Raw genomic sequence first — 19513 nt, 5'->3', positions numbered from 1 at the left:
AGAACGAGGTCTATGTCGACATGATCAAGGCCGGCATCGTCGACCCGGCGAAGGTGGTACGGACGGCGCTGCAGGACGCGGGCTCCATTGCGGCGCTTCTGATCACGGCGGAAGCCATGATCACCGACGTTCCGGCGAAGGAAGCCGCTGCTTCGCCCGGCGGCATCGGCTATTGACCAGCCACTGCCGGAAACAAGCCTGAAAGACAGCCGCCGGGGTATCTTCCCCGGCGCGCACCATCGGCAAGGAGATCGATCAATGATCGCATTCGTCCCGAAGCCAAAGGCAGCGGCGAAAATCGAAGTGGCCGAGGAAAGCCGCTTCGATCGCATTCGCAGGCTTGCCGACAAGCACAGGAAAGCCAACGCCGGCATGATAGGCCGCGACCCGAAAAAGATCGCGGACAAGCGTCCCATGTGACGACTGCCAATGCTCGGCACCTCGCGCAAGCGCGGAACCTTCATCGCCCTTGTAGGCAGCGCCAAAATGGACGAATAGTCATAGCGGCGCGCCGCCGTGAAATTGCCGGCATGCGGTTTCTCAGTTGGCGGCATCGCCGCAGCCGGATCCTGGAATGGCCAGTCCTTTGGAACCACGCAAGAGAAGAGGTCCGATCGCCGCAAGGCTGCTGGCGGTGGATGCGTGGATTGATTCCTCGGTCTACGAAATCGGCTTCAGGGCGCGCCAGTTCTGGGAAGCGGCGACCATCTTCTCGCGGCGTTTCCGTGTCGACGGCTGGCGCCGCGGCCTGATCGAACTGTTGAGTGAAGGCTTTACGCTCGGTGCCGGCGGCATCGTCGTCCTTTTGGCGCTGGCCTTGCCGGCCTTCCAGATAACCGCCGGCGACTGGCGCACGCAAGGCGACTTCGCCGTCACCTTCCTCGACCGCTACGGCAACGAGATCGGCCAGCGCGGCATCATCCAGCGCGATTCGGTGCCGGTCGACGAGATGCCCGACCATGTCATCAAGGCGGTGCTGGCGACCGAAGACCGCCGTTTCTTCGACCATTACGGCATCGATGTGCTCGGCCTGTCGCGCGCCATATTCGAGAATGTGCGGGCAAATTCCGTCGTCCAGGGCGGCTCGAGCATCACCCAGCAGCTGGCCAAGAACCTGTTCCTGACCAATGAGCGGACATTCGAGCGCAAGATCAAGGAAGCCTTCCTGTCGCTGTGGCTCGAAGCCAATCTGTCGAAGAAGGAAATCCTGCAGCTTTACCTCGACCGCGCCTATATGGGCGGCGGCACCTTCGGCATCGAGGCGGCAGCCGATTTCTATTTCGGCAAGAGCGTCAAGGACCTGAACCTTGCCGAGGCGGCGATGCTGGCCGGCCTGTTCAAGGCGCCGACCAAATATGCGCCGCACATAAACCTGCCCGCCGCCCGGGCGCGGGCCAATGTGGTGCTGTCCAACCTGGTCGATTCCGGCTTCATGACCGAAGGCCAGGTGCTGCAGGCAAGATTACACCCGGCCGAAATCGTCGACCGCGGCGAGCAGAAGAGCCCCGACTACTACCTCGACTGGGCCTTCGACGAGGTCAAGAAGATCGCCGCCAAAGGCGGCCCGCACTCGCTTGTCGCCCACACCACCTTCGACGCCAACATCCAGAAGGCGGCCGAAGAATCGATGGAGTTCCACCTCCGCCAGTTCGGCAAGGAATACAACGTCACCGAGGGCGCCATCGTCGTCATCGAGACCAATGGCGCGGTCAGGGCGATCGTCGGCGGCCGCGACTACGGCGCCAGCCAGTTCAACCGCGCCACCAAAGCGCTTCGCCAGACCGGCTCCTCGTTCAAGCCCTATGTCTATGCGACGGCGATGGAGCATGGCTTCACGCCGGATTCGGTGGTTTCCGGCGGACCCATCTCCTGGGGCAGCTGGTCGCCCCACAATTACAATGGCGGGTCGGCCGGCAACGTCACGCTGATCACGGCGATGGCCAAATCGATCAACACGGTGCCGGTGCGGCTGGCCAAGGATTATCTCGGCATCAAGCCGATCAAGGCCATGGCCGAGGCGATGGGCGTCGAGTCGCCGCTGGAATCGCACAAGACCATGGTGCTCGGCACGTCGGGCATGACCGTGATGGACCAGGCGACGGGTTACAGCGTATTTGCCCAGAACGGCCTTGCCGGAACCCGGCACGGCGTCAGCCAACTCTTCACCCGTACCGGCGAGGTGGTCTACGACTTCGCCAAGGATGCGCCGCCGCCGCATCGGGTGCTGTCGGAGCAGGCGCTCAAATACATGAACACCATGCTGGCGGCGGTGCCGGTGATCGGCACTGCCCGGCGCGCGGCCCTTCCAAACATCGTCGTCGCCGGCAAGACCGGCACGACCCAGTCCTACCGCGATGCCTGGTTTGTCGGCTTTACCGGCAACTACACGGCCGCCGTCTGGCTCGGCAATGACGACTTCACCGCGACCAACAAGATGACCGGCGGCACGCTGCCGGCCATGGTGTGGCAGCGGCTGATGGTCTATGCGCACCAGAATATCGACCTCAGACCGATTCCCGGCCTCGATCACCCCTTCGTCGATGCCGAAATTGCCGCCAAGGCCGAGGAAGCGGAAAAGAAGAACGCCGAACAGGCAGCTGCCGATGCCGCCGCCGAGCGTCCGCCGGTGCTGTCCAGCCGGACCACCCAGACCCTGAAGGAACTGACCAGGCTGTTCCAGGCGGCACCCGTGCTCGACGCGCCCGCTGCACCGGAAACCCTCTCGGCGCTGTGACGCCCAATTGCGCGGGGCCGCTTGCCACAAGGCCCTGCGCCGCGATATCCCCGAGCGGCAATCTTTCAGTCCCGGCCTTCGGTTCCCTGCCTCCTCATGCTCAAGAACGCCTTCCTGACACTGCTTTCGCTTGCCATCGCCGTCGTCGGCGGTGGCGGCAGCGTCTGGTATGCACTGAAGCTGCAGGATGGCGTCGGCGCCATCAGGATCGGCCAATGGACCGCCTTCCCCGATATCGGCACGCCGACGGCAGATCCCTATTCGAAGGCCCGCGTGGCTCGCGAAGGCGTGCTGGCGCTCGGACAGGCGGAAGGACTGTCCTTCATAGCCGAGCGCGATTCCGGCGGCGAACAGCTCCAGCGGCAATGTGCCTACAAGATCGCGGGCGGCTTTCCCACCGCCCGGTTCTGGACGCTTTATGCCGCCGACCAGTCGCTTGGCGTGGTCGAGACCGGCAAGCCGAGGCCGGCTGCGCTGCAGTCCTATCAAGTGCTGCGCCAGGCCGACAATTCGGTGGTCATTTCCGTCGGCAGCCGCCCAGCGCCCGGCAACTGGCTGCTGACCAGCGGCGCCGGCAAGATGTACTTGGTGCTTACGTTCTACGACACGCCGATCGCCAGCAGCACCGGTCTCTCGGACGTCACGCTGCCACAAATCCAGAAGGTCGGCTGCAATGCGTAGCCTGCTGCATGCCGTGCTGCTCGGCCTGCTCGGCGCCGGCATCGTGCACATCATCGTGCTGCTGCTCGTCCCCGAGTTCTCCGAACGCGACGCCTGGTCGCGATTGGCCATGGCTTCGGATCTCTACAAGATGACCAGGCTCGACGCGGAAGCCGGCGGCGCGCCGGTGGTGAAATCGGTCGATCCGCTATTTTATGCGGCGGCATGCCGTTTCGATCTTGCCGAGGGGATGGTGCGGGTCAAGGCGCCGGGCAAGGTGCCGTTCTGGTCGATATCGGTCTATGACCGCGGCGGCCACAACATCTACTCGTTCAACGACCACAGCGCGACCGCAGGCATGCTCGACACCGTTGTGCTGACGCCGGCCCAGATGATCGAGGTCCGCAAGGATCTTCCCGAGGAACTGCAAGGGGCCATCTTCGTCGAGGCGCCGATAGAGGAAGGCGTATTCGTCATCCGTTCGTTCGTGCCCGACGACAGCTGGAAGCCGATCGTCTCGCGGTTTCTCGAACAGAGTTCCTGCGAACTGCAGGATTTTTAAGCCGGTTCCGATGCTCAGTGATGCGGTACCGGCAATGTTCCCGAAGGTCCCGGCTTGTCGGGGCCGGCCGGCCGCGTTTCGCCGGTCAGCGGCCGCTGTTCGTAGCGCACCCCGGGAAAGATGATCACTGCCGCCGGCGCGGTTTGTTGTGCTCGATTGGTTGCCGCCGTTCGCGGCACGAAAGACAGTACCATGCCCATGGTTCGCGTATTCCTCTCGGTTGCCCCGGAGCACAACGCAACGCCTCCATAGTCGATTAAGAAGGCAGTAGGTTAACGGAGCGCTAACGGATCGCCGCTAAATTGATCTTTGTTCTTGGGAAACGCGAAACCGGTACAGCCCGGCAGAGCGCTGTCCAGATCGTGTCGAGTGTCGGGCGTATCCTTCGTGTCAGCTTCGGATTTCAGGCAAATCGCAGCAGGAGCTGAATCGGGAAAGGCCGAAAGGCTGTTTCGCGCCGCGGTATCGGCGTTCTGCTCGCTCACCCGGCCTTCGCGCCGGGAAATCGCGCAGCTCGAAGACCTGACGCTGCCGCTGTTCGAGAATGTCTCGGTCGAATCGCGCCGCTACGTCGCGGCAGCCCTTTCCGAATGCGAATATGCACCCGCCGCGCTGGTGCGGCGGCTTTGCCAGGAGCGGGTCGACATCGCCGCTCCGCTGCTCATCCGCTCGCGCGCCCTCAGCGACGTCGACCTGATCGCGCTGATCGGACGTCACGGCCTGCCGCATGCCCGTGCCATTGCCCGCCGCAAGGATCTCAATCAGACGATCGCGGATCTCATCAAAGTGCTCGAAAGGCCGACGCTGGTGCGGTCGCAGCAGCAGCCGGAAACAACCGCCAAAGCCGCGTCCGAAAACGCCGAAGTGGTTGCGGGCGAGGTCAACAGGCAAGAGGCTTCCGATGCCGCTGAAACTGTACGCCGCCGGTTGCGATCCATGATGCGCGCCGAGAGCGGCGCCTCCATCAGTCCGTTCGTCGAGCCACAAACCTATGTCAAGCTGCGCGAGACCGCGCTGACCGGCAATGCGGCATTCTTCCAGACAGCGCTCGCCGATGCGCTCGAAGTCGATTTTTCAACGGCGCGGACGCTCACCGCAAGCCACAATTACACATCGCTGCTGGCCGCCTTGCGCGCGCTCGACCTCAGCGAAGACAAGGCGTTCCTGATCACGGCCGCCATCTATCCGACCGAGTTTCCGCACCCGCAGGCGATCCGCATCTTCCTCGACCGCTACCGCCTGCTGCACCGCGACGCGGCGTTGGACAGGCTCCGCGGCTGGAAGGCCGAGACCGTGTCGAAAATCGTTCGCAAGCCTGGGCGCGTCGCCGCAAATGCCGACCTGCGCAAGCCGAACAGCGCCGATATGACCGCCACCCCAAAGGCGCGTCGCGTCTGAAGGGCTTGCCGTTAAGACGCCTTGACCGAGATAAGCTCCTCGACGCGAATGGCGCCCGCCTCGATCTCGACCACCCAGATATCCGGATCGAATCTCTTCTCGCGCTCCAGCCGCGCGTCGAAGATGGCGGCATCGTCGCCTTCGCCAAGCAGGCTGAAAAAACGGTCGTCCGGCCTGGCTGAATCGTAACTCGTCTGCGGCGCCGGCCCGAACAGCGCCATCTCCCCTTGCCTGCCCCGCGCCAGCACGAAAACCGCGCCGGCTTCCGTCGCGCCGCGCTTGACCACGGCGGCAAAGCCGCCGGCGCTGAAAACCCGGCGCAACAGCGCCGACACCCACAGATCGGTGGTTACCCGCATGGAGAAGTCCTGGACATGCGGCGGTCCTTACAGCATTGGCCGGAAGACCGTAACCGGTCTTTGCGAGGCGATCGGCGAGCGGCCGTTTCGACCCTTAGTTGGTCAGGCCGATCTCGCGCATCTTGACGTAGACGATCTCGTCGGGCTCGCCGGTCTCCGGCAAGCCGAACAGCGCCTGGAATTCCTTGATCGCGGCCTTGGTGCGCGCGCCGACGACGCCATCCAATCGCATGTCGTCATTGCCGAACGCCTTCAGTCCGGCCTGGATCTTGACGATGCGGGGATCAGGTGTTTGCGCCACCGCATTTGCCGGTGCGGACGCTGGAATGGCGGTTGGAACAGCGGCCGTTTCGACCGGCCGCGGCACGGGATGCGGCACCACGGCTGCGGTCGTCGGCGTGGCACCCAGTTGATCCCGCAAAACGCTGTCGATCTCGCCGGAGGCATTTAATCCGACCTTCTGCTGATAGGCCTGGATGGCCTTGCGCGTATTCGGTCCGGGAATCCCGTCGACGGTGCCGGAATAGAAATCGAGATCCTTCAATATGCCCTGGACCTGCTCGACGACCGGGTCGCTCTTCATCGGCGCAGCGGCCGGACGCACGATATTGATGGTGGTTTCGGGCTCGTCGCTGTCCGCCCGGGGAAAGCGCTCGATACTCCTCGTGGCGAAAAACGCGCCGGCATGCGGAAAAGGCTGGTACCAAAGCGCGTTCGCCGAGACGTAGAACAGCGTCACCAGGAACGCGGTGGAGCCGCCGACCACAACAGGATTGCGCGAGATCAGGCTGCCCAGCGCCATCGCTCCGTGCCCGAAGGCATTGCCGCGGCGTTTGACCGCCCTAGGCTGTTTTGCGGAGCGACCCATTGCTCTCCCCTTTGCCACCGTCCGCCTTGGCTTTGACTGCGGACATCGGCACCACGCCGGCCTTCTCCGCCGAGCGGCCCGTCGGGCCGTTCACGGGAAGGCTGATCGTCACCGTGGTGCCCTCGCCAGGCATGCTTTCGATCGACATGGTGCCCTCGTGCAGCGCCACCAGCCCCTTCACCAGCGAAAGCCCGAGGCCTGTGCCTTCGAAACGGCGGGTATAGTCGTTCTGGATCTGCATGAACGGCTTGCCGAGATTGGCGAAATCTTCCTCGGCGATGCCGATGCCGGTGTCCCGGACCCAGAAATGCAGCCGCGAGCCGATGCGCTTGGCGCCGATGACGACATTGCCGCCTTCGGGCGTGAACTTGATCGCGTTGGAGACGAGATTGATCAGGATCTGCTGCACGGCGCGACGGTCGGCATTTATTTCGCCTGCGTCCGGCGCGATCTGGGCCTGCAGATCGATAGCCTTTGCCTCGGCTTGCAGGCGCATCATCGATTGGCACATCTCGACCGCTTCGCGGAAGCGGAACGGTTCCGGTTCGGTCGCGTAAGCGCCCGATTCGATCCGCGATACGTCGAGTATCGAGGTGACGACGGCAAGCAGGTGCTGGCCCGAATCCCTGACCAAGCCGACATATTCCTTCTGGCGAGGATCCTTGAAGCTGCCGAACATCTCGTGCAGCAACATGTCGGAAAAACCGATGATGGCATTGAGCGGGGTGCGCAACTCATGGCTGACGACGGCAAGGAAGCGTCCTTTCGCCACCTCGGCGGAGGCAGCCGCCTCATTGGCAGCGGCAAGCTCCTGGCGCAGTCCGGCCAGTTCGTCGTTCTCGCGCAGAAGAAGCGTGAAGACAGTCTCCTGCCCCGGCGCGCGCATCATCTCGAGCGAGAACGGCCGGTAATTGTCGGCCGTCACGCCGCTGCTCTGCGGCAGCCGGACGCGAAGGTCGAGCCGGTGCGACAGGGCGCCATCGCGCATATCGGCCAGCGCACTGAGATACGGGACGCGGTCGGACAGATGGATGCGATCGAAAAGTCCGGTGCCGAAAAGCAGCTCCGGCGGCAGCCTCAGCATAGTGCGTGCCTTAGCCGAGACGTCCAGAACCTCACCATGCGCAGCGATTCGCAGCACGACGGCGTCGATCAGGTCTTCGAGCCGGTGGCTGCCGGCCGGATCGAGCTGTGCGTTGGCGGCGCCGCGAAGCGGAGCGATACGCGGAATGAGCGTGAGTGCCCAGGCCAGTGGTACCAGCCAGTGCCATGCGGCGATTTCGGTCTGGCCGAGCGGCAAGACCGAACCGGCGAAAGGCTGCAGCAAGACTGCGACCAGGGCCGATATGGCGCCCCAGACCACGGCACGGCGCGATTGGCCGATCCACCACGCTTCAAACGGCAGCGCCACTGCGAGCAAGGCAACCGGCGAGGCCACACCGCCGGCGGCAGCGATAAGGGCACCGAGGGCAACGCTGCCGACGACCAAGGCGAGTTGGCCGGCCAGGGTCATCTTGCCCGAGGCAGCCACCAGCAGGGCGGCGAACCAGCAAAGGCCGAACGCCGCAAAGATCGCAGCCACAGTCACGGCCGCGCCCATTCCCGACGTGACCAGCGTCACCGCTGCACCCGCGCTGAAGAAAGGCGCCGCCAGCATGACGCCAATGAACCGGCTGTGGCGGCGACGATCGCTCTGGCCGAGTACGGACGGATGAACCATCCGTTCGCAACCGGCGGCTATCGCGCCCGGCAACTCGGCGTATCTGGCCTTGATCGCACTCAACTCAACGCACCCGGTCGTGAAAGGCCCTGCTTTGCAGGCGGCTTTTGTCGATCCGAAACTCGCATCCAGCGTTTAAGGAATGGATAAGGCTGGGCTGATCGTCCCCCGGCTGGCTGCAAATATCGGGATACCGGCGGGGAAAAACCGGGGCAATTGTCGCCATAGTAAACGGAGCGTTATCCACACCGCCCGCGCCTGCACCTGCGACCAATGGCATCAACCTGTCGCCGATTAAGAAAATGATCATGAAAAACAATAGGTTGGATAGTTATTATTTGCTGAATAAAATCTGAACCGTTCGAGGCAAATGAACTTCAAAACGCTTCGTTTCGAATCTGCCTAAAATTTGAGGAAAACTGTTGCTTTCGGGACAAGCCGTCCTTTGCGCGTCTGTGTCAGTATCGCGGTACAAGGGTCGTGCGGTTCGGAGGCATGACCGTCATAAAGGACAGACAGATGGGCTTTCTGATAAGAGCTGCTTTCTGGTTTTCGCTGGTGCTTCTGGCGCTGCCGCTGGGTGTCGGCGCCGATGATGCGGGCCGCGAAAGCGTCGGGCCGCTCCAGGCGCTGTTTGCGGCGCGCGAAGCCGTCGGCGATATCGCTGGCATCTGCGAGCGCAAGCCGGACGTGTGCGAGACCGGCAAATCGGCAATGCATACCATCACCGCCCGGGCAAAGGAGACCGCCAAGATCGCGGCTGCCATGCTGGACGACAAGGCCGCTGAACCCGATACAGTGACGACTACCGGCAGCGTGCCCGGGGAAATCGTCTTGCCGGCGAAAGTCGATCTGCCGGCGAAACTGCACTTGCCGGCGAAGAACTGAGACTGTTTCGGCCGAATTCATCGCCGGACCGCAAGGCTCCCCATGCCCGGCGCCTGCGGCGTTTCTCCTCTTTTTCCGTGACGTGGCAGCGCTGGATGACTATATCCGGGGGCATGACGACGACGATCCAGACCATCCGCGACGACTTTTCCCTGCTCGACGAGTGGGAAGACCGCTATCGCTATGTGATTGAACTGGGTGAAGCGCTGCCGCCGTTTCCCGATGAGCAACGCATACCGGCAAACAAGGTGCCCGGCTGCGTCAGCCAGGTCTGGTTGACCACCGAACAGGGCGGGGGTGCCGACCCCGTTATCACCTTCAAGGGCGATTCCGACGCCCATATCGTGCGCGGCCTGGTCGCCATCATGCTGGCGCTGTTTTCGGGACGGCCGGCCAGCGAAATCCAGAGGACCGACGCCGAGGCAACGCTAAAGGCGCTCGGACTTGACGAGCACCTGTCGCCGCAGCGCGCCAATGGTCTCCGCTCGATGGTCAAGCGCATCAAGCGTGACGCCGAGGCAGCGTTGAAGCAGACCGCCTGACCGCACGGCAGTTGCTGGCGGGCATGGCGGGTTCGACCTTGACCCCATAATACAAAACGGCGCCCGCAGGCGCCGTTTGAGTGTCAAACCGGAAGAGCCGGTTGTCAGCGTCCCTTGCGCTTGCGGCCGAGACCCATCTTCTTGGCGAGCTGCGAACGGGCGGCCGCATAATTGGGCGCAACCATTGGATAGCTCGGGTCCAGGTTCCACTTTTCGCGATACTGGTCGGGCGTCAGATCATAGTGGGTCATCAAGTGACGCTTGAGCGACTTGAACTTCTTGCCGTCTTCGAGACAGATGATGTAGTCGTCATGCACCGACCGCTTCGGATTTACCGCCGGCTTCTGCTTGTCGGCAGGCGGCTGCTCGGCGGCCCCGCCGACGCGCCCGAGAGCGGCATGGACATCGGCGATGAGGTTCGGCAGTTCGCCGACCGGCACGGGATTGTTGCTGACATAGGCGGCCACCACATCGGCGGTGAGCTCGATCAGCGCGTCACTGTTTCTGGAAGGTGTTTCGGTAATATCCATGGCGTTCAGGTCCCAACGAGAATTGTTTCTGTCTACGCCCTATTTTTGGCAGGCAGGGCATCGCGCGAACTTGTGCAGGAAAAAGCCTCCGCGATTCGCGTCGCGGCATCTTAATGAGCCTGAGCGCCAAGTAAGTCAATTCGCTTCTTGCGGTCTATTCAGCGATACAAGTCAAATATTCCTCATTCAGCTTCACTCTTTCGTGCAAAGTGTAACCTTGCCGTTTTTTCTGGTCAGACCAGCATCGACTGACGCGGCGGCAAGCAGCCATTACACAAACGGCAGCAGGTAAATAGAGTTCGATGCTTGACCCTGCCGGCGGCATTACAGCCTGGATGATCGGTGGATTCAGTAAAATCATAGGTTGCGAAGCGTTACTGTTGCTCGCGAGCCGTCGCCGGAGCGGTGCGCTGTGTCATTGAAATGGGGTAATGTATTTCCGTAGACCCAGCCATATCGGCCACTTGCCAAGCCGCGAAGGCAGTTGCATGAGATTGACCGGCACTGGCAGGGTCATCGCAGCGACGGCGAGAACCGCGGCAGTCCGAGAAGAAATATTCGTTATCCGTTCCTCCAGCCCGTCCTCTCGAGCCACCACGACAATAGATCATAGCCCTTGAACCCGCGCTGCTCGGCGTGTTCATTCGCCATTCAAGTAGCTTCCACAGCGAGACGCAATGACCAGAACCCCAGTGTTTCCGACCGCCACGCCGCCGCAGCCGGAGAAGCGGCCGATCTTCGACACGCATCACGGCATAACGCGGACGGACGATTATGGCTGGCTGAGGGCCGCCAATTGGCAAGAGATGTTCAGGGATCCGTCCCTGCTCGACGGCCAAATCCGCGCCCACCTCGAAGCCGAGAATGCTTACCAGGCGGCGCTGATGGCCGATACCGTCCAACTGCAGAAGCAGCTTTTCGCGGAAATGAAGGGACGCATCAAGGAAGACGATTCTTCCGTGCCGATGAAGGACGGACCTTACGCCTACGGCTCCTCCTTCAAGCTTGGCGGCCAGCAGCCGCGTTATTTCCGCACGGCGCGTGACGGCGGCGACAAGCAGATATTGCTCGACGGCGATGCCGAGGCCGAGGGCAAGCCCTATTTCCGCCTGGGCGGCGTCGATCATTCGCACGACCACAGCAAGCTGCTCTGGGCCTTCGACGACAAGGGTTCCGAATTCTACACGCTGCGCGTCCGCGATCTGGCCGGCGGCAACGATCTGGCGGACAGGGTCCCGGACACCGGCGGCGGCGGTGTGTGGGATGCCGGCAATGACGGTTTTTTTTACACCCGCCTCGACCCCAACCACCGTCCTTCCAAAGTGCTGTTCCATGCGCTTGGCGACGGTCCTGAAAACGACCGGCTGATCTACGAGGAGACCGATCCGGGCTTCTTCATGGATGTCGGCGGCACGCGCTCCAACGAGTGGATCATGATCGGCATCAACGACCATGAGACCTCGGAATACCGTATCATGAGCGCCAACGATCCGTTCGCAGAGCCGAAGCTGGTTGCGGCGCGCCAGACCGGCCTGCAGTACGAACTCGAGGAAGGCGGCGACATCTTCTTCATCCTCACCAATGCCGACGGCGCCAAGGACTTCAAGATCATGACGGCGCCGGCCCACGATCCGGTGCGCGCCAACTGGCAGGAACTAGTGCCGCACGAAGCGGGCCGGTTGATCCTTTCGGTGATCGGCTTCAAGGACCACATGGTCCGGCTCGAGCGCAAGGAAGGCCTGCCGCGCATCGTCGTGCGCGACCGCAAGAGCGGCGAGGAGCACCTGATCTCCTTCGACGAGGAGGCCTTCTCGCTCGGCCTGTCCGGCTCCTACGAATACGACACCGAGATCATGCGCTTTTCCTATTCGTCGATGACGACCCCGGCGCAGGTCTTCGATTACAACATGCGCACCCGCGAGCGGATGCTGCTCAAGACCCAGGAAGTGCCGTCCGGCCACAACCCGGAGCACTACGTCACGCGCCGGCTGATGGCGCCTGCCGCCGACGGCGAACTGGTGCCGATCTCGCTCCTCCATCACCGCGACACGCCGCTCGACGGGTCCGCACCTTGCCTGCTTTACGGCTACGGCTCCTACGGCATCACCGTCCCGTCCGCGTTCAACACCAATCTGTTTTCGCTGGTCGACCGCGGCTTTGCCTACGCGATAGCCCATGTTCGCGGCGGCAAGGACAAGGGCTATGGCTGGTACGACGACGGCAAGCGGGCGAACAAGATGAATACGTTCACCGATTTCATCGCGGTCGCCCAGCATCTCGTCGCCGAGCGCTATACACAGCATGACCGCATTGTCGCGCAAGGCGGTTCCGCCGGCGGCATGCTGATGGGCACGGTCGCCAACATGGCGCCGCAATGCTTCGGCGCCGTCGTCGCCGAGGTTCCCTTCGTCGACGTGCTCTCCACCATGCTCGACGCCAGCTTGCCGCTGACGCCGCCGGAATGGCCGGAATGGGGCAATCCGATCGCTTCGGCGGAGGATTACCGGACCATCGCCGCCTATTCACCCTACGACAATGTCGCCGCGCTTGACTATCCGCCGATTCTGGCGCTGGCCGGCCTGACCGACCCGCGCGTCACCTATTGGGAGCCGGCCAAATGGGTGGCGCGGTTGCGCGACCGCAAGACAGGTGAGAATCCGGTGCTGTTCAAGATCAACCTGGATTCAGGCCATGCCGGCGCCTCCGGCCGGTTTTCAAGACTGGAGGAAATCGCCTTCACCTACGCCTTCGCGCTGAAGGTGACAGGCAAGGCCGAGCTTGCGGCGTGAACATCGGCGGATGAGCGGTCATTGCCTTCCGTTCCGCGACGTGGCTTCATTGGCGGTGAGAGTTGCGGGGCCCACCAATGATCGATCTCGCCACGTTGATAGCTTATGTCGCGGTTGTGCTTGGCTTTGTCTTCATCCCGGGTCCCGCCACTCTTCTGACGGTGGCGCGGGCAACCAGTTCCGGAACCAGGGTGGGCATTGCGACCGGCGCCGGGATCGCGGCCGGCGACGTGGTTCACACCTTCATGGCGATCGTCGGCATTTCGGCGATCATTGCCACGTCGGCGGCGCTTTTCAGCATCGTGAAGTACATCGGCGCAGCCTACCTCATTTATCTCGGCATTCGCGCGATCATCGAGAAAACGCCGGCCTATCCGGCCGCCGGCGCACTTGCGATCCCCGCTGCCAAAGCATTTCGGCAAGCTGTTTTGACCGAGGTTCTCAATCCCAAGACCGCGCTTTTCTTCCTCGCATTTCTTCCGCAGTTCGTGCGGCCTGAAAACGGATCGGTGATGCTTCAACTGGCGATATTGGGCGTCATCTTTGTTCTGTTGGGCCTCGTCAGCACGGTGGTTTTCGCCGTGGGTGCGGGCGGCCTCGGTGCATTCCTGCGCCGAAACCCGACGGTGCTGAGATGGCAAGGCAAGGCTGTCGGCGGTATCTATTGCGCCTTAGGCATCCGGCTGGCGCTGCAACAGCGCTAGGGTCTCGATAGGCGACGAGCCGTACGAGGCTTCGGATAATGGGCAGGCACAGCTGATTTTCCGCTCGCAATTGCAAAGGCCGCGCGCTACCCAGTGCGCGGCCTTTTCACAGCCCTCGCCAACACACAATCACCCAGGGATCTGCCATGTTGCTCGTCGATGTCTATCTCGACAAATCGCCCATCCAGGGCATCGGCGTCTTTGCCAAGAACCACATTGCCCGCGGCACGCTGGTCTGGAAGCTCGACCCGAAATACGACCGGCGCATCGAGGTAGCGGCCTATGAGCGGGAAACCGGGCCGGTCAGAACCTATCTCGACCGCTACGCCTATCCGGACCGGCGCGACCCGAACTACATCGTCTTCGAAGCCGACGATGCGCGCTACATGAACCATGCCGACGACCCGAATTGCGATGTCTCGCAGCCGGAGGAGACCTATGCCTTGCGCGACATTGCGCCCGGCGAGGAAATGACCTGCGACTACAATCACTTCTTCGAAACCGGCTTCGACTTTCTCGGCGACCGCTGACGCAACGGCCGTCAGCTCGACGGCTTCTTGCGCGCCGGATAGCCGTTGGGGTGCGGCGGCACGGCTTTCAGGTAGGCCGCGATCGCCGCGCGGTCCTCCGGGGTCAGCACGGCCATGTTGCGCTGCACGTCGACCATTGCGCCGCCGACCGTATCGAAATCCGGCGTGAAGCCGGTTTCGAGATAGTTGGCGATGTCGGCCTCGGACCAGTCCGCGATGCCGCCCTCGCCCGACGTGATGTTCGGCACGATGCCGCTGCCTTCGGCGGCGGCCGCACCTGCCAGCCACTGGCTCTTCCTGGTGCCGCCGGCAAGATCCCGCGGCGTGTGGCATTCGCCGCAATGGCCGGGGCCTTCGACCAGATAGCGGCCTGTCACCACCGGATCCGGTGTGCCGTTGGGAAAGGAAACGACCGGCTGGTCACTCAAATAGAGCAGCTTCCACAAGCCAAGACCGCGTCGGACGTTGAAGGGAAATGCGAGCGAATTGGCGGGCGCCTTGCCGGCGACCGCGGGTAACGTCTTCAGGAATGCATAGAGATCGGCAATGTCGGCCGGCTTCATGCGCGCGTAGGAAGCATAGGGAAATGCCGGATAGAGATGCTCGCCCGACGGCGACACGCCCTTCAGCATGGCGTTGGCAAGATCCTCGACCGACCAGGCGCCGATGCCGTCCCTGGTATCCTGCGATATGTTCGGCGGCACGAAGCTGCCGAACGGCGTCTTGAGCTCAAGGCCGCCGACCAGCCGAAGGCGGGCGTCGCCTTGCGAGCCGGGCTTGGCATGACAGGATGTGCAGCCGCCGGCGTAGAAGATGCGCTTGCCCCTGACGGCGTCGCCGGGACCAAGCTCAGCCAGCGTTGCGGCATCGAGCCTGACCGGAGCCGACAGCAACCAGCCGGCAATCGCGGCCGCGCCGCCCAGAACGAGGGCGGCGCCGACAAATTTCTTCAGCAAGCGCATTGCCCGCTATCAGCCTTTTTTTACCCGGTAGTTTTGATGGCAGTTGCCGCAGCCGCCGCCAATGGTGTTGAACTGCGCCTTCAACGCGTCGGCATCCGCAGGTGCTGCGGCGACCGCCGCCTTGACGTCGGCGAGGTACTTGCCTTCAGCCGTCTTGAAGCCGGCCATGTCCTGCCAGATTTTTGGGGACGCCGTGGTGTCGCCGGTGTCGCTGCCGGCCGGGAAAAGCGTGTCGACGCCGGCATGGAATTTCTCGGCATTGACCTGCAGTGCCTGCAACGCCGTCAGCACCGAAGCTGCGTCGTAGGGCGTCTCGCCCTTGACCACTTTCGACAAGCCGGCGGCGATCTTGCCACGTTCCTTCATCAGGGCCTGCCGGTCGGCTACCGGGTCGGCAAATGCCGCCGAACCAGCGAAGGCGAGCATCGAGATGGCGAGGATAAGCTTTCTCATTCACTTGGCTCCATGTTGAAGGCAGTTCAGGATGCGGTCCCACCCCGATGACAAACGGCAAGGATGGCTTAAAAATTCCGACGCTTCGCCTCACGCTTGCGTGAAATTTTTGCAGCTGTCGTTCTGATGCTGAAAAAGAAAAGCCCCGGTTCTGCCGGGGCTTTCTGGAACGGATCAGGCCTTTTCGTAGAGTTCGAGCACATAGTCCCAGTTGATGAGACTGTCGACGAAGGCTTCGAGGTATTTCGGCCGGGCGTTGCGATAATCGATGTAATAGGAATGTTCCCAGACATCGACGCCGAGGATCGGCGTCGCGCCATGGACGAGCGGGTTCTCGCCATTCGGCGTCTTCGAGATCGCCAGCTTGCCGTCCTTGACCGAGACCCAGGCCCAGCCCGAACCGAACTGGGTGGTGCCGGCGGCGATGAAGTCGGCCTTGAACTTGTCATAGCCACCAAGATCGCTGTCGACCGCCTTTTGCAATGCGCCCGGCAGCTTGTTGCCACCGCCGCCCTTCTTCATCCATTTCCAGAAATGGATGTGATTGTAGTGCTGGGCGGCATTGTTGAAGAGGCCCGCATTCTTGCCGAAGGACTGTTTGACGGCCTCTTCGACCGACAAATCGCCCATGCCCGCCTCGGCGGCCAGCTTGTTGCCGTTGTCGACATAGGCCTTGTGGTGCTTGTCGTGATGATATTCCAGCGTTTCCTTGGACATATAAGGCTGCAAAGCCTCGTAATCATAGGGCAAGGCGGGCAATTCAAAAGCCATCGGTCGTACTCCCTCGTGGAAAAATCCGGTGTCGATACCGGACTAACATAGGACTGGATTGGTCTGGAACAACTCCGGAAACGAAGCGCCGGCCGCTTTTTAGCGGGTCAGCCGGGCGAAGTCGAATGCGCCCATTCCCAATAGAGTTCGCGCGCCTTCTTGGCCACCGGTCCGGGCTGCAGATTGCGATCCTCGATACGGGTGACCGGCACCACTTTCGAGTGGTTTCCGGTCGAGAAGATTTCGTCCGCCTCCAGGAAATCGCGGATCGACAGCGTCTTTTCTGTCGTCGTGAAGCCGTATTCGCCAAGCAGGGCCATGGTGCGCGCGCGGGTGATGCCGGAAAGGAAGGTGCCGTTCGGCGCCGGCGTCAGGACATGGCCGTCCTTGACCAGAAAAATATTCGACGTGCCGGTCTCGGCGACATTGCCCAGCATGTCGAGCACGAGCGCATTGTCGAAGCCGCGCATCTTGGCTTCGAGGATGGCCCGGCCGTTGTTGGGATAAAGGCAGCCGGCCTTGGCATTGGTCGGCATGGTTTCGATGGTCGGGCGCCGGAACGGCGACACCGTCACCGAAAAACCCGCCGGCGAGATCATCGGCGATTCATAGAGGCAAAGGCAAAAACGCGTCGAGGCCGGGTCGGCCGGCACGCCCATATAGCCGCCATGCTCGGCCCAATACATCGGCCTGATGTAGACCGCCGTCTTGCCGTCGAACTTCTTCAGCCCGTCCCAGGTCAGCCCGACGATCCTGTCGGTGCTCATCGTCGGCTTCAGGCCGAGCGCGATCGCCGAGGCATTTACCCGCGCTGCATGGCGATCGAGATCGGGAGCGACGCCCTCGAACCAGCGGGCGCCGTCGAACACGCTGGTGCCGAGCCACATGGCGTGGCTGCGCGGCCCTAGAATGGCAACATTGCCCTCGTACCAGTCGCCGTCGACGAAGGTCCATGTCGCGGATTGCGCCGCAGTCGCCAGTGTCATTGCCAGGTTCCGTTCGATGCTTGTTGCGGCGCATTGGAAGATGCTTTGGCGGCCGCCGTCAACCGGCTTGGCTGAGATTTGTTGAGGCCAGCGGGCTGGCGGACTGCAATCAGCGCTTGCGCCTTGCCTTACGCGGCCTCAAAACTGTCGAATGCAGTTCGCGGCTTACGTTTTCGACGCCTATGGCACGCTGTTCGACGTGCATGCGGCCGTGCGCCGTCACGCCGACCAGATCGGGCCGGACGGCCAGTTGCTGTCCGATATCTGGCGCGCCAAGCAGCTGGAATATTCCTGGGTCAGGACGCTGATGGGGGCCTACGCCGATTTCTGGCAGCTCACCGAGCAGGCGCTCGACTTCGCCCTGCGCAAGGTTCCATCCGCGGATGCCGGGCTGAGGGCGAAGCTGCTCGAGGCTTATTGGCGGCTGGACTGCTATCCGGAGGTGCCGGCCGTGCTCAAGGCGCTCAAGGCATCGGGAGCAAGGCTGGCGATCCTGTCCAACGGTTCGCCTGAGATGCTGGAAGCGGCCGTCAAATCCGCCGCGCTCGACCAGGTCCTGGACGACGTCTTTTCCGTCGACAGCGTCAGGCGCTTCAAGACCGATCCGTCGGTCTACGACATGGTCACCACGGGCTGGCGCCTCTATCCGGGCGCTGTCTCTTTCCAGTCATCCAACCGCTGGGACGTCGCCGGCGCCACCAAATTCGGCTTCAGGACGGTGTGGATCAACCGCGCCAATCAGCCAGAGGAATACCGGGATTTTCCACCGGCCCTGATCCTGCCGTCCCTTGAAGGTCTGGTCGCCGGGGTTTGACGGCCGGACATGTTGCCTCGGCGCAACAGTGACGATCCAGTCACAGCTTTGCCTTTGTTTGTCCACCCTGCGGCCAGAATTGGAACCGCCTATCGCGCTGGGCATTGCTCGGGCAACCGCGCGCAACCGGGCGTATTCATGCTTTGTTGCGATTTGAGACTTAAAAAAGGCAATCATGTTCACACCCCCATCGTCCTCTCTGCGCCTGAGCCGTCGCGGTTTTCTCAACGCAGCAGCGCTTGGCGCCGCCTCGGTCGCGGTCTCCAGTTGCACCACGCTGTCGCAACAACCGGTCGAGCCACCGCCGCCGACCTATGTCGAGCCGGCGCTCGGCGACTATGTGACGATGTATGGGCCGATGTCGGATGGCGGCTTCGAGCTGCCGGCCATACCGGTCGACAAGATCGACCCGCAGTTCCTGCGGCAGATCGTGGACGATCCGACCGGGCAGCAGCCGGGCACCATCGTCGTCGACACCACCAATCACTTCCTCTATCTGGTGCGCCCGGGGGGCCAGGCGATCCGCTACGGCGTCGGCCTCGGCCGCGCCGGCTTCGAATGGTCGGGCGATGCCGTGGTCCAATGGAAGCAGAAATGGCCGAAATGGACGCCGCCGGACGAAATGATCGCCCGGCAGCCGGAGTTGAAGCCGTACAGCGCCGACAATGGCGGCATGCCCGGTGGGCTCAAGAACCCGCTTGGCGCGCGGGCGCTTTATCTCTTCCAGGGTAACCAGGACACGCTCTACCGCTTGCACGGTTCGCCGGAATGGCGGTCGATCGGCAAATCGGTGTCGTCGGGCTGTGTTCGCCTGATGAACCAGGACATTATCGATCTCTACGACCGAGTGCCGAACAAGACCCCGGTCGTGGTGACGGCCGACATCGGCCAGCCGATGGTGGCCACAGCAAACCGCAAAGCCATCCCGATCGACGCCGGCGTGCCGGAAGGATCGATCCTGCTCGGCCCGGTCAAGGCGATCACAGACTCGATCTTCTGAGCTGACGGAAGCGCGGAGGCGGGATTGCTCACGGCTCCTGCTGGTTTTGCCGAGCGTCGGCTTGCCCGTTCCGGTGCCCGCCTTTGGATTTGACGCTTTCGTTGAGCAGCGGATTTTGCCGCGCCGTGTGCAGACGCCGCCGGTGACAGCTCATGAGCGATAGTGTTGAAGAAGTCGGCGATGAAGCCGTGGATCCACTCGCACCGAAGCGTCTTGATTAAGGTCGACGCGACCTCCTCGCCT

At 62.6% G+C, this 19513-nt stretch carries 21 protein-coding genes and 1 pseudogene; 13 read left to right on the top strand and 9 right to left on the bottom strand.

Translation table 11 applies throughout. The features are described 5' to 3' along the window. The 5 genes and pseudogenes from groEL to NKH59_RS31975 form a co-directional block, all read left to right on the top strand. Positions 1-176: pseudogene (gene groEL / locus NKH59_RS31995) on the top strand (chaperonin GroEL); the annotation flags it as partial. An 82-nt stretch (positions 177-258) separates the two neighbouring features. Beyond that, entirely contained in the window at positions 259-420 is a 162-nt protein-coding gene (locus NKH59_RS31990) for a hypothetical protein (RefSeq protein ID WP_352501782.1), read from the top strand. A gap of 154 nt (positions 421-574) precedes the next feature. Beyond that, positions 575-2734, top strand: coding sequence for a transglycosylase domain-containing protein (locus NKH59_RS31985; protein WP_352471002.1), 2160 nt, complete (start codon positions 575-577; stop codon positions 2732-2734). 96 nt (positions 2735-2830) lie between these two features. After that, positions 2831-3415: a DUF1214 domain-containing protein gene (locus NKH59_RS31980; protein ID WP_352471001.1), complete on the top strand. Its 585-nt coding sequence runs from the start codon at positions 2831-2833 to the stop codon at positions 3413-3415. Continuing rightward, positions 3408-3956: a DUF1254 domain-containing protein gene (locus tag NKH59_RS31975; RefSeq protein ID WP_352471000.1), complete on the top strand. Its 549-nt coding sequence runs from the start codon at positions 3408-3410 to the stop codon at positions 3954-3956. The genes NKH59_RS31980 and NKH59_RS31975 overlap by 8 nt, the downstream gene beginning before the upstream one ends. Positions 3957-3970: 14 nt before the next feature. Here the strand turns inward: NKH59_RS31975 and NKH59_RS31970 are convergent, their stop codons facing one another. Then, complete coding sequence (locus tag NKH59_RS31970) at positions 3971-4156, bottom strand: hypothetical protein (RefSeq protein ID WP_292658434.1); 186 nt, start codon at positions 4154-4156, stop codon at positions 3971-3973. 187 nt (positions 4157-4343) lie between these two features. Here NKH59_RS31970 and NKH59_RS31965 point away from each other — a divergent pair, with 187 nt between their 5' ends. Continuing rightward, entirely contained in the window at positions 4344-5354 is a 1011-nt protein-coding gene (locus NKH59_RS31965) for a DUF2336 domain-containing protein (RefSeq protein ID WP_352470999.1), read from the top strand. A gap of 11 nt (positions 5355-5365) precedes the next feature. Here the strand turns inward: NKH59_RS31965 and NKH59_RS31960 are convergent, their stop codons facing one another. The 3 genes from NKH59_RS31960 to NKH59_RS31950 all read right to left on the bottom strand — a co-directional run bounded on the left by NKH59_RS31960 (position 5366) and on the right by NKH59_RS31950 (position 8301). Beyond that, a complete protein-coding gene (locus NKH59_RS31960; RefSeq protein ID WP_352501779.1) occupies positions 5366-5713 on the bottom strand; it encodes a DUF1491 family protein in 348 nt (115 codons plus the stop codon). Between the two features lie 94 nt (positions 5714-5807). Continuing rightward, a complete protein-coding gene (locus NKH59_RS31955) occupies positions 5808-6581 on the bottom strand; it encodes a peptidoglycan-binding domain-containing protein (protein ID WP_353024222.1) in 774 nt (257 codons plus the stop codon). Beyond that, on the bottom strand, positions 6556-8301 hold the full coding sequence (locus tag NKH59_RS31950) for an ATP-binding protein (RefSeq protein ID WP_353024225.1): 1746 nt from the start codon (positions 8299-8301) through the stop codon (positions 6556-6558). The genes NKH59_RS31955 and NKH59_RS31950 overlap by 26 nt, the downstream gene beginning before the upstream one ends. Positions 8302-8820: 519 nt before the next feature. Between NKH59_RS31950 and NKH59_RS31945 the strand changes: the two genes are divergently transcribed. Then, the gene (locus NKH59_RS31945; protein WP_352470996.1) at positions 8821-9189 is read left to right on the top strand and encodes a DUF5330 domain-containing protein; all 369 of its coding nucleotides are present in this window, start codon (positions 8821-8823) and stop codon (positions 9187-9189) included. A gap of 113 nt (positions 9190-9302) precedes the next feature. Further along, positions 9303-9731, top strand: coding sequence for a SufE family protein (locus NKH59_RS31940; protein ID WP_352471107.1), 429 nt, complete (start codon positions 9303-9305; stop codon positions 9729-9731). Positions 9732-9835: 104 nt separating this feature from the next. Here the strand turns inward: NKH59_RS31940 and NKH59_RS31935 are convergent, their stop codons facing one another. Continuing rightward, entirely contained in the window at positions 9836-10261 is a 426-nt protein-coding gene (locus NKH59_RS31935; protein ID WP_023677844.1) for a Ros/MucR family transcriptional regulator, read from the bottom strand. Between the two features lie 677 nt (positions 10262-10938). On the opposite strand from NKH59_RS31935, the gene NKH59_RS31930 reads away from it, so the two are divergent. From NKH59_RS31930 to NKH59_RS31920, 3 genes are all read left to right on the top strand, one after another. Continuing rightward, positions 10939-13050, top strand: a complete 2112-nt coding sequence (locus NKH59_RS31930; protein ID WP_353024220.1) for a S9 family peptidase — start codon at positions 10939-10941, stop codon at positions 13048-13050. Positions 13051-13127: 77 nt separating this feature from the next. Continuing rightward, entirely contained in the window at positions 13128-13754 is a 627-nt protein-coding gene (locus NKH59_RS31925) for a LysE family translocator (RefSeq protein ID WP_352501776.1), read from the top strand. Between the two features lie 146 nt (positions 13755-13900). Beyond that, positions 13901-14284, top strand: coding sequence for an SET domain-containing protein (locus NKH59_RS31920; protein WP_353000594.1), 384 nt, complete (start codon positions 13901-13903; stop codon positions 14282-14284). Positions 14285-14295: 11 nt separating this feature from the next. On the opposite strand, the gene NKH59_RS31915 is transcribed toward NKH59_RS31920, so the two are convergent. The 4 genes from NKH59_RS31915 to NKH59_RS31900 form a co-directional block, all read right to left on the bottom strand. After that, entirely contained in the window at positions 14296-15246 is a 951-nt protein-coding gene (locus tag NKH59_RS31915; protein ID WP_353024218.1) for a cytochrome c, read from the bottom strand. A 9-nt stretch (positions 15247-15255) separates the two neighbouring features. After that, positions 15256-15699 (bottom strand): c-type cytochrome, encoded by a 444-nt coding sequence (locus NKH59_RS31910; RefSeq protein ID WP_352449059.1) that lies wholly within the window; start codon positions 15697-15699, stop codon positions 15256-15258. A 174-nt stretch (positions 15700-15873) separates the two neighbouring features. Continuing rightward, positions 15874-16470 (bottom strand): superoxide dismutase, encoded by a 597-nt coding sequence (locus NKH59_RS31905; protein WP_023677850.1) that lies wholly within the window; start codon positions 16468-16470, stop codon positions 15874-15876. A gap of 107 nt (positions 16471-16577) precedes the next feature. Next, the gene (locus NKH59_RS31900) at positions 16578-17456 is read right to left on the bottom strand and encodes a branched-chain amino acid aminotransferase (RefSeq protein ID WP_352470990.1); all 879 of its coding nucleotides are present in this window, start codon (positions 17454-17456) and stop codon (positions 16578-16580) included. 151 nt (positions 17457-17607) lie between these two features. On the opposite strand from NKH59_RS31900, the gene NKH59_RS31895 reads away from it, so the two are divergent. Both NKH59_RS31895 and NKH59_RS31890 read left to right on the top strand, forming a co-directional pair. Then, positions 17608-18270, top strand: a complete 663-nt coding sequence (locus NKH59_RS31895; RefSeq protein WP_352507472.1) for a haloacid dehalogenase type II — start codon at positions 17608-17610, stop codon at positions 18268-18270. Between the two features lie 175 nt (positions 18271-18445). Then, complete coding sequence (locus NKH59_RS31890; protein WP_353024216.1) at positions 18446-19270, top strand: L,D-transpeptidase; 825 nt, start codon at positions 18446-18448, stop codon at positions 19268-19270. The last annotated feature ends 243 nt before the right edge of the window (positions 19271-19513 follow it).

Source organism: Mesorhizobium sp. M0998, assembly GCF_040318885.1.
GTDB lineage: Bacteria > Pseudomonadota > Alphaproteobacteria > Rhizobiales > Rhizobiaceae > Mesorhizobium.
Note: the sequence above shows the minus strand (reverse complement) of the source record. Positions and strands in the feature narration are given on the sequence as shown.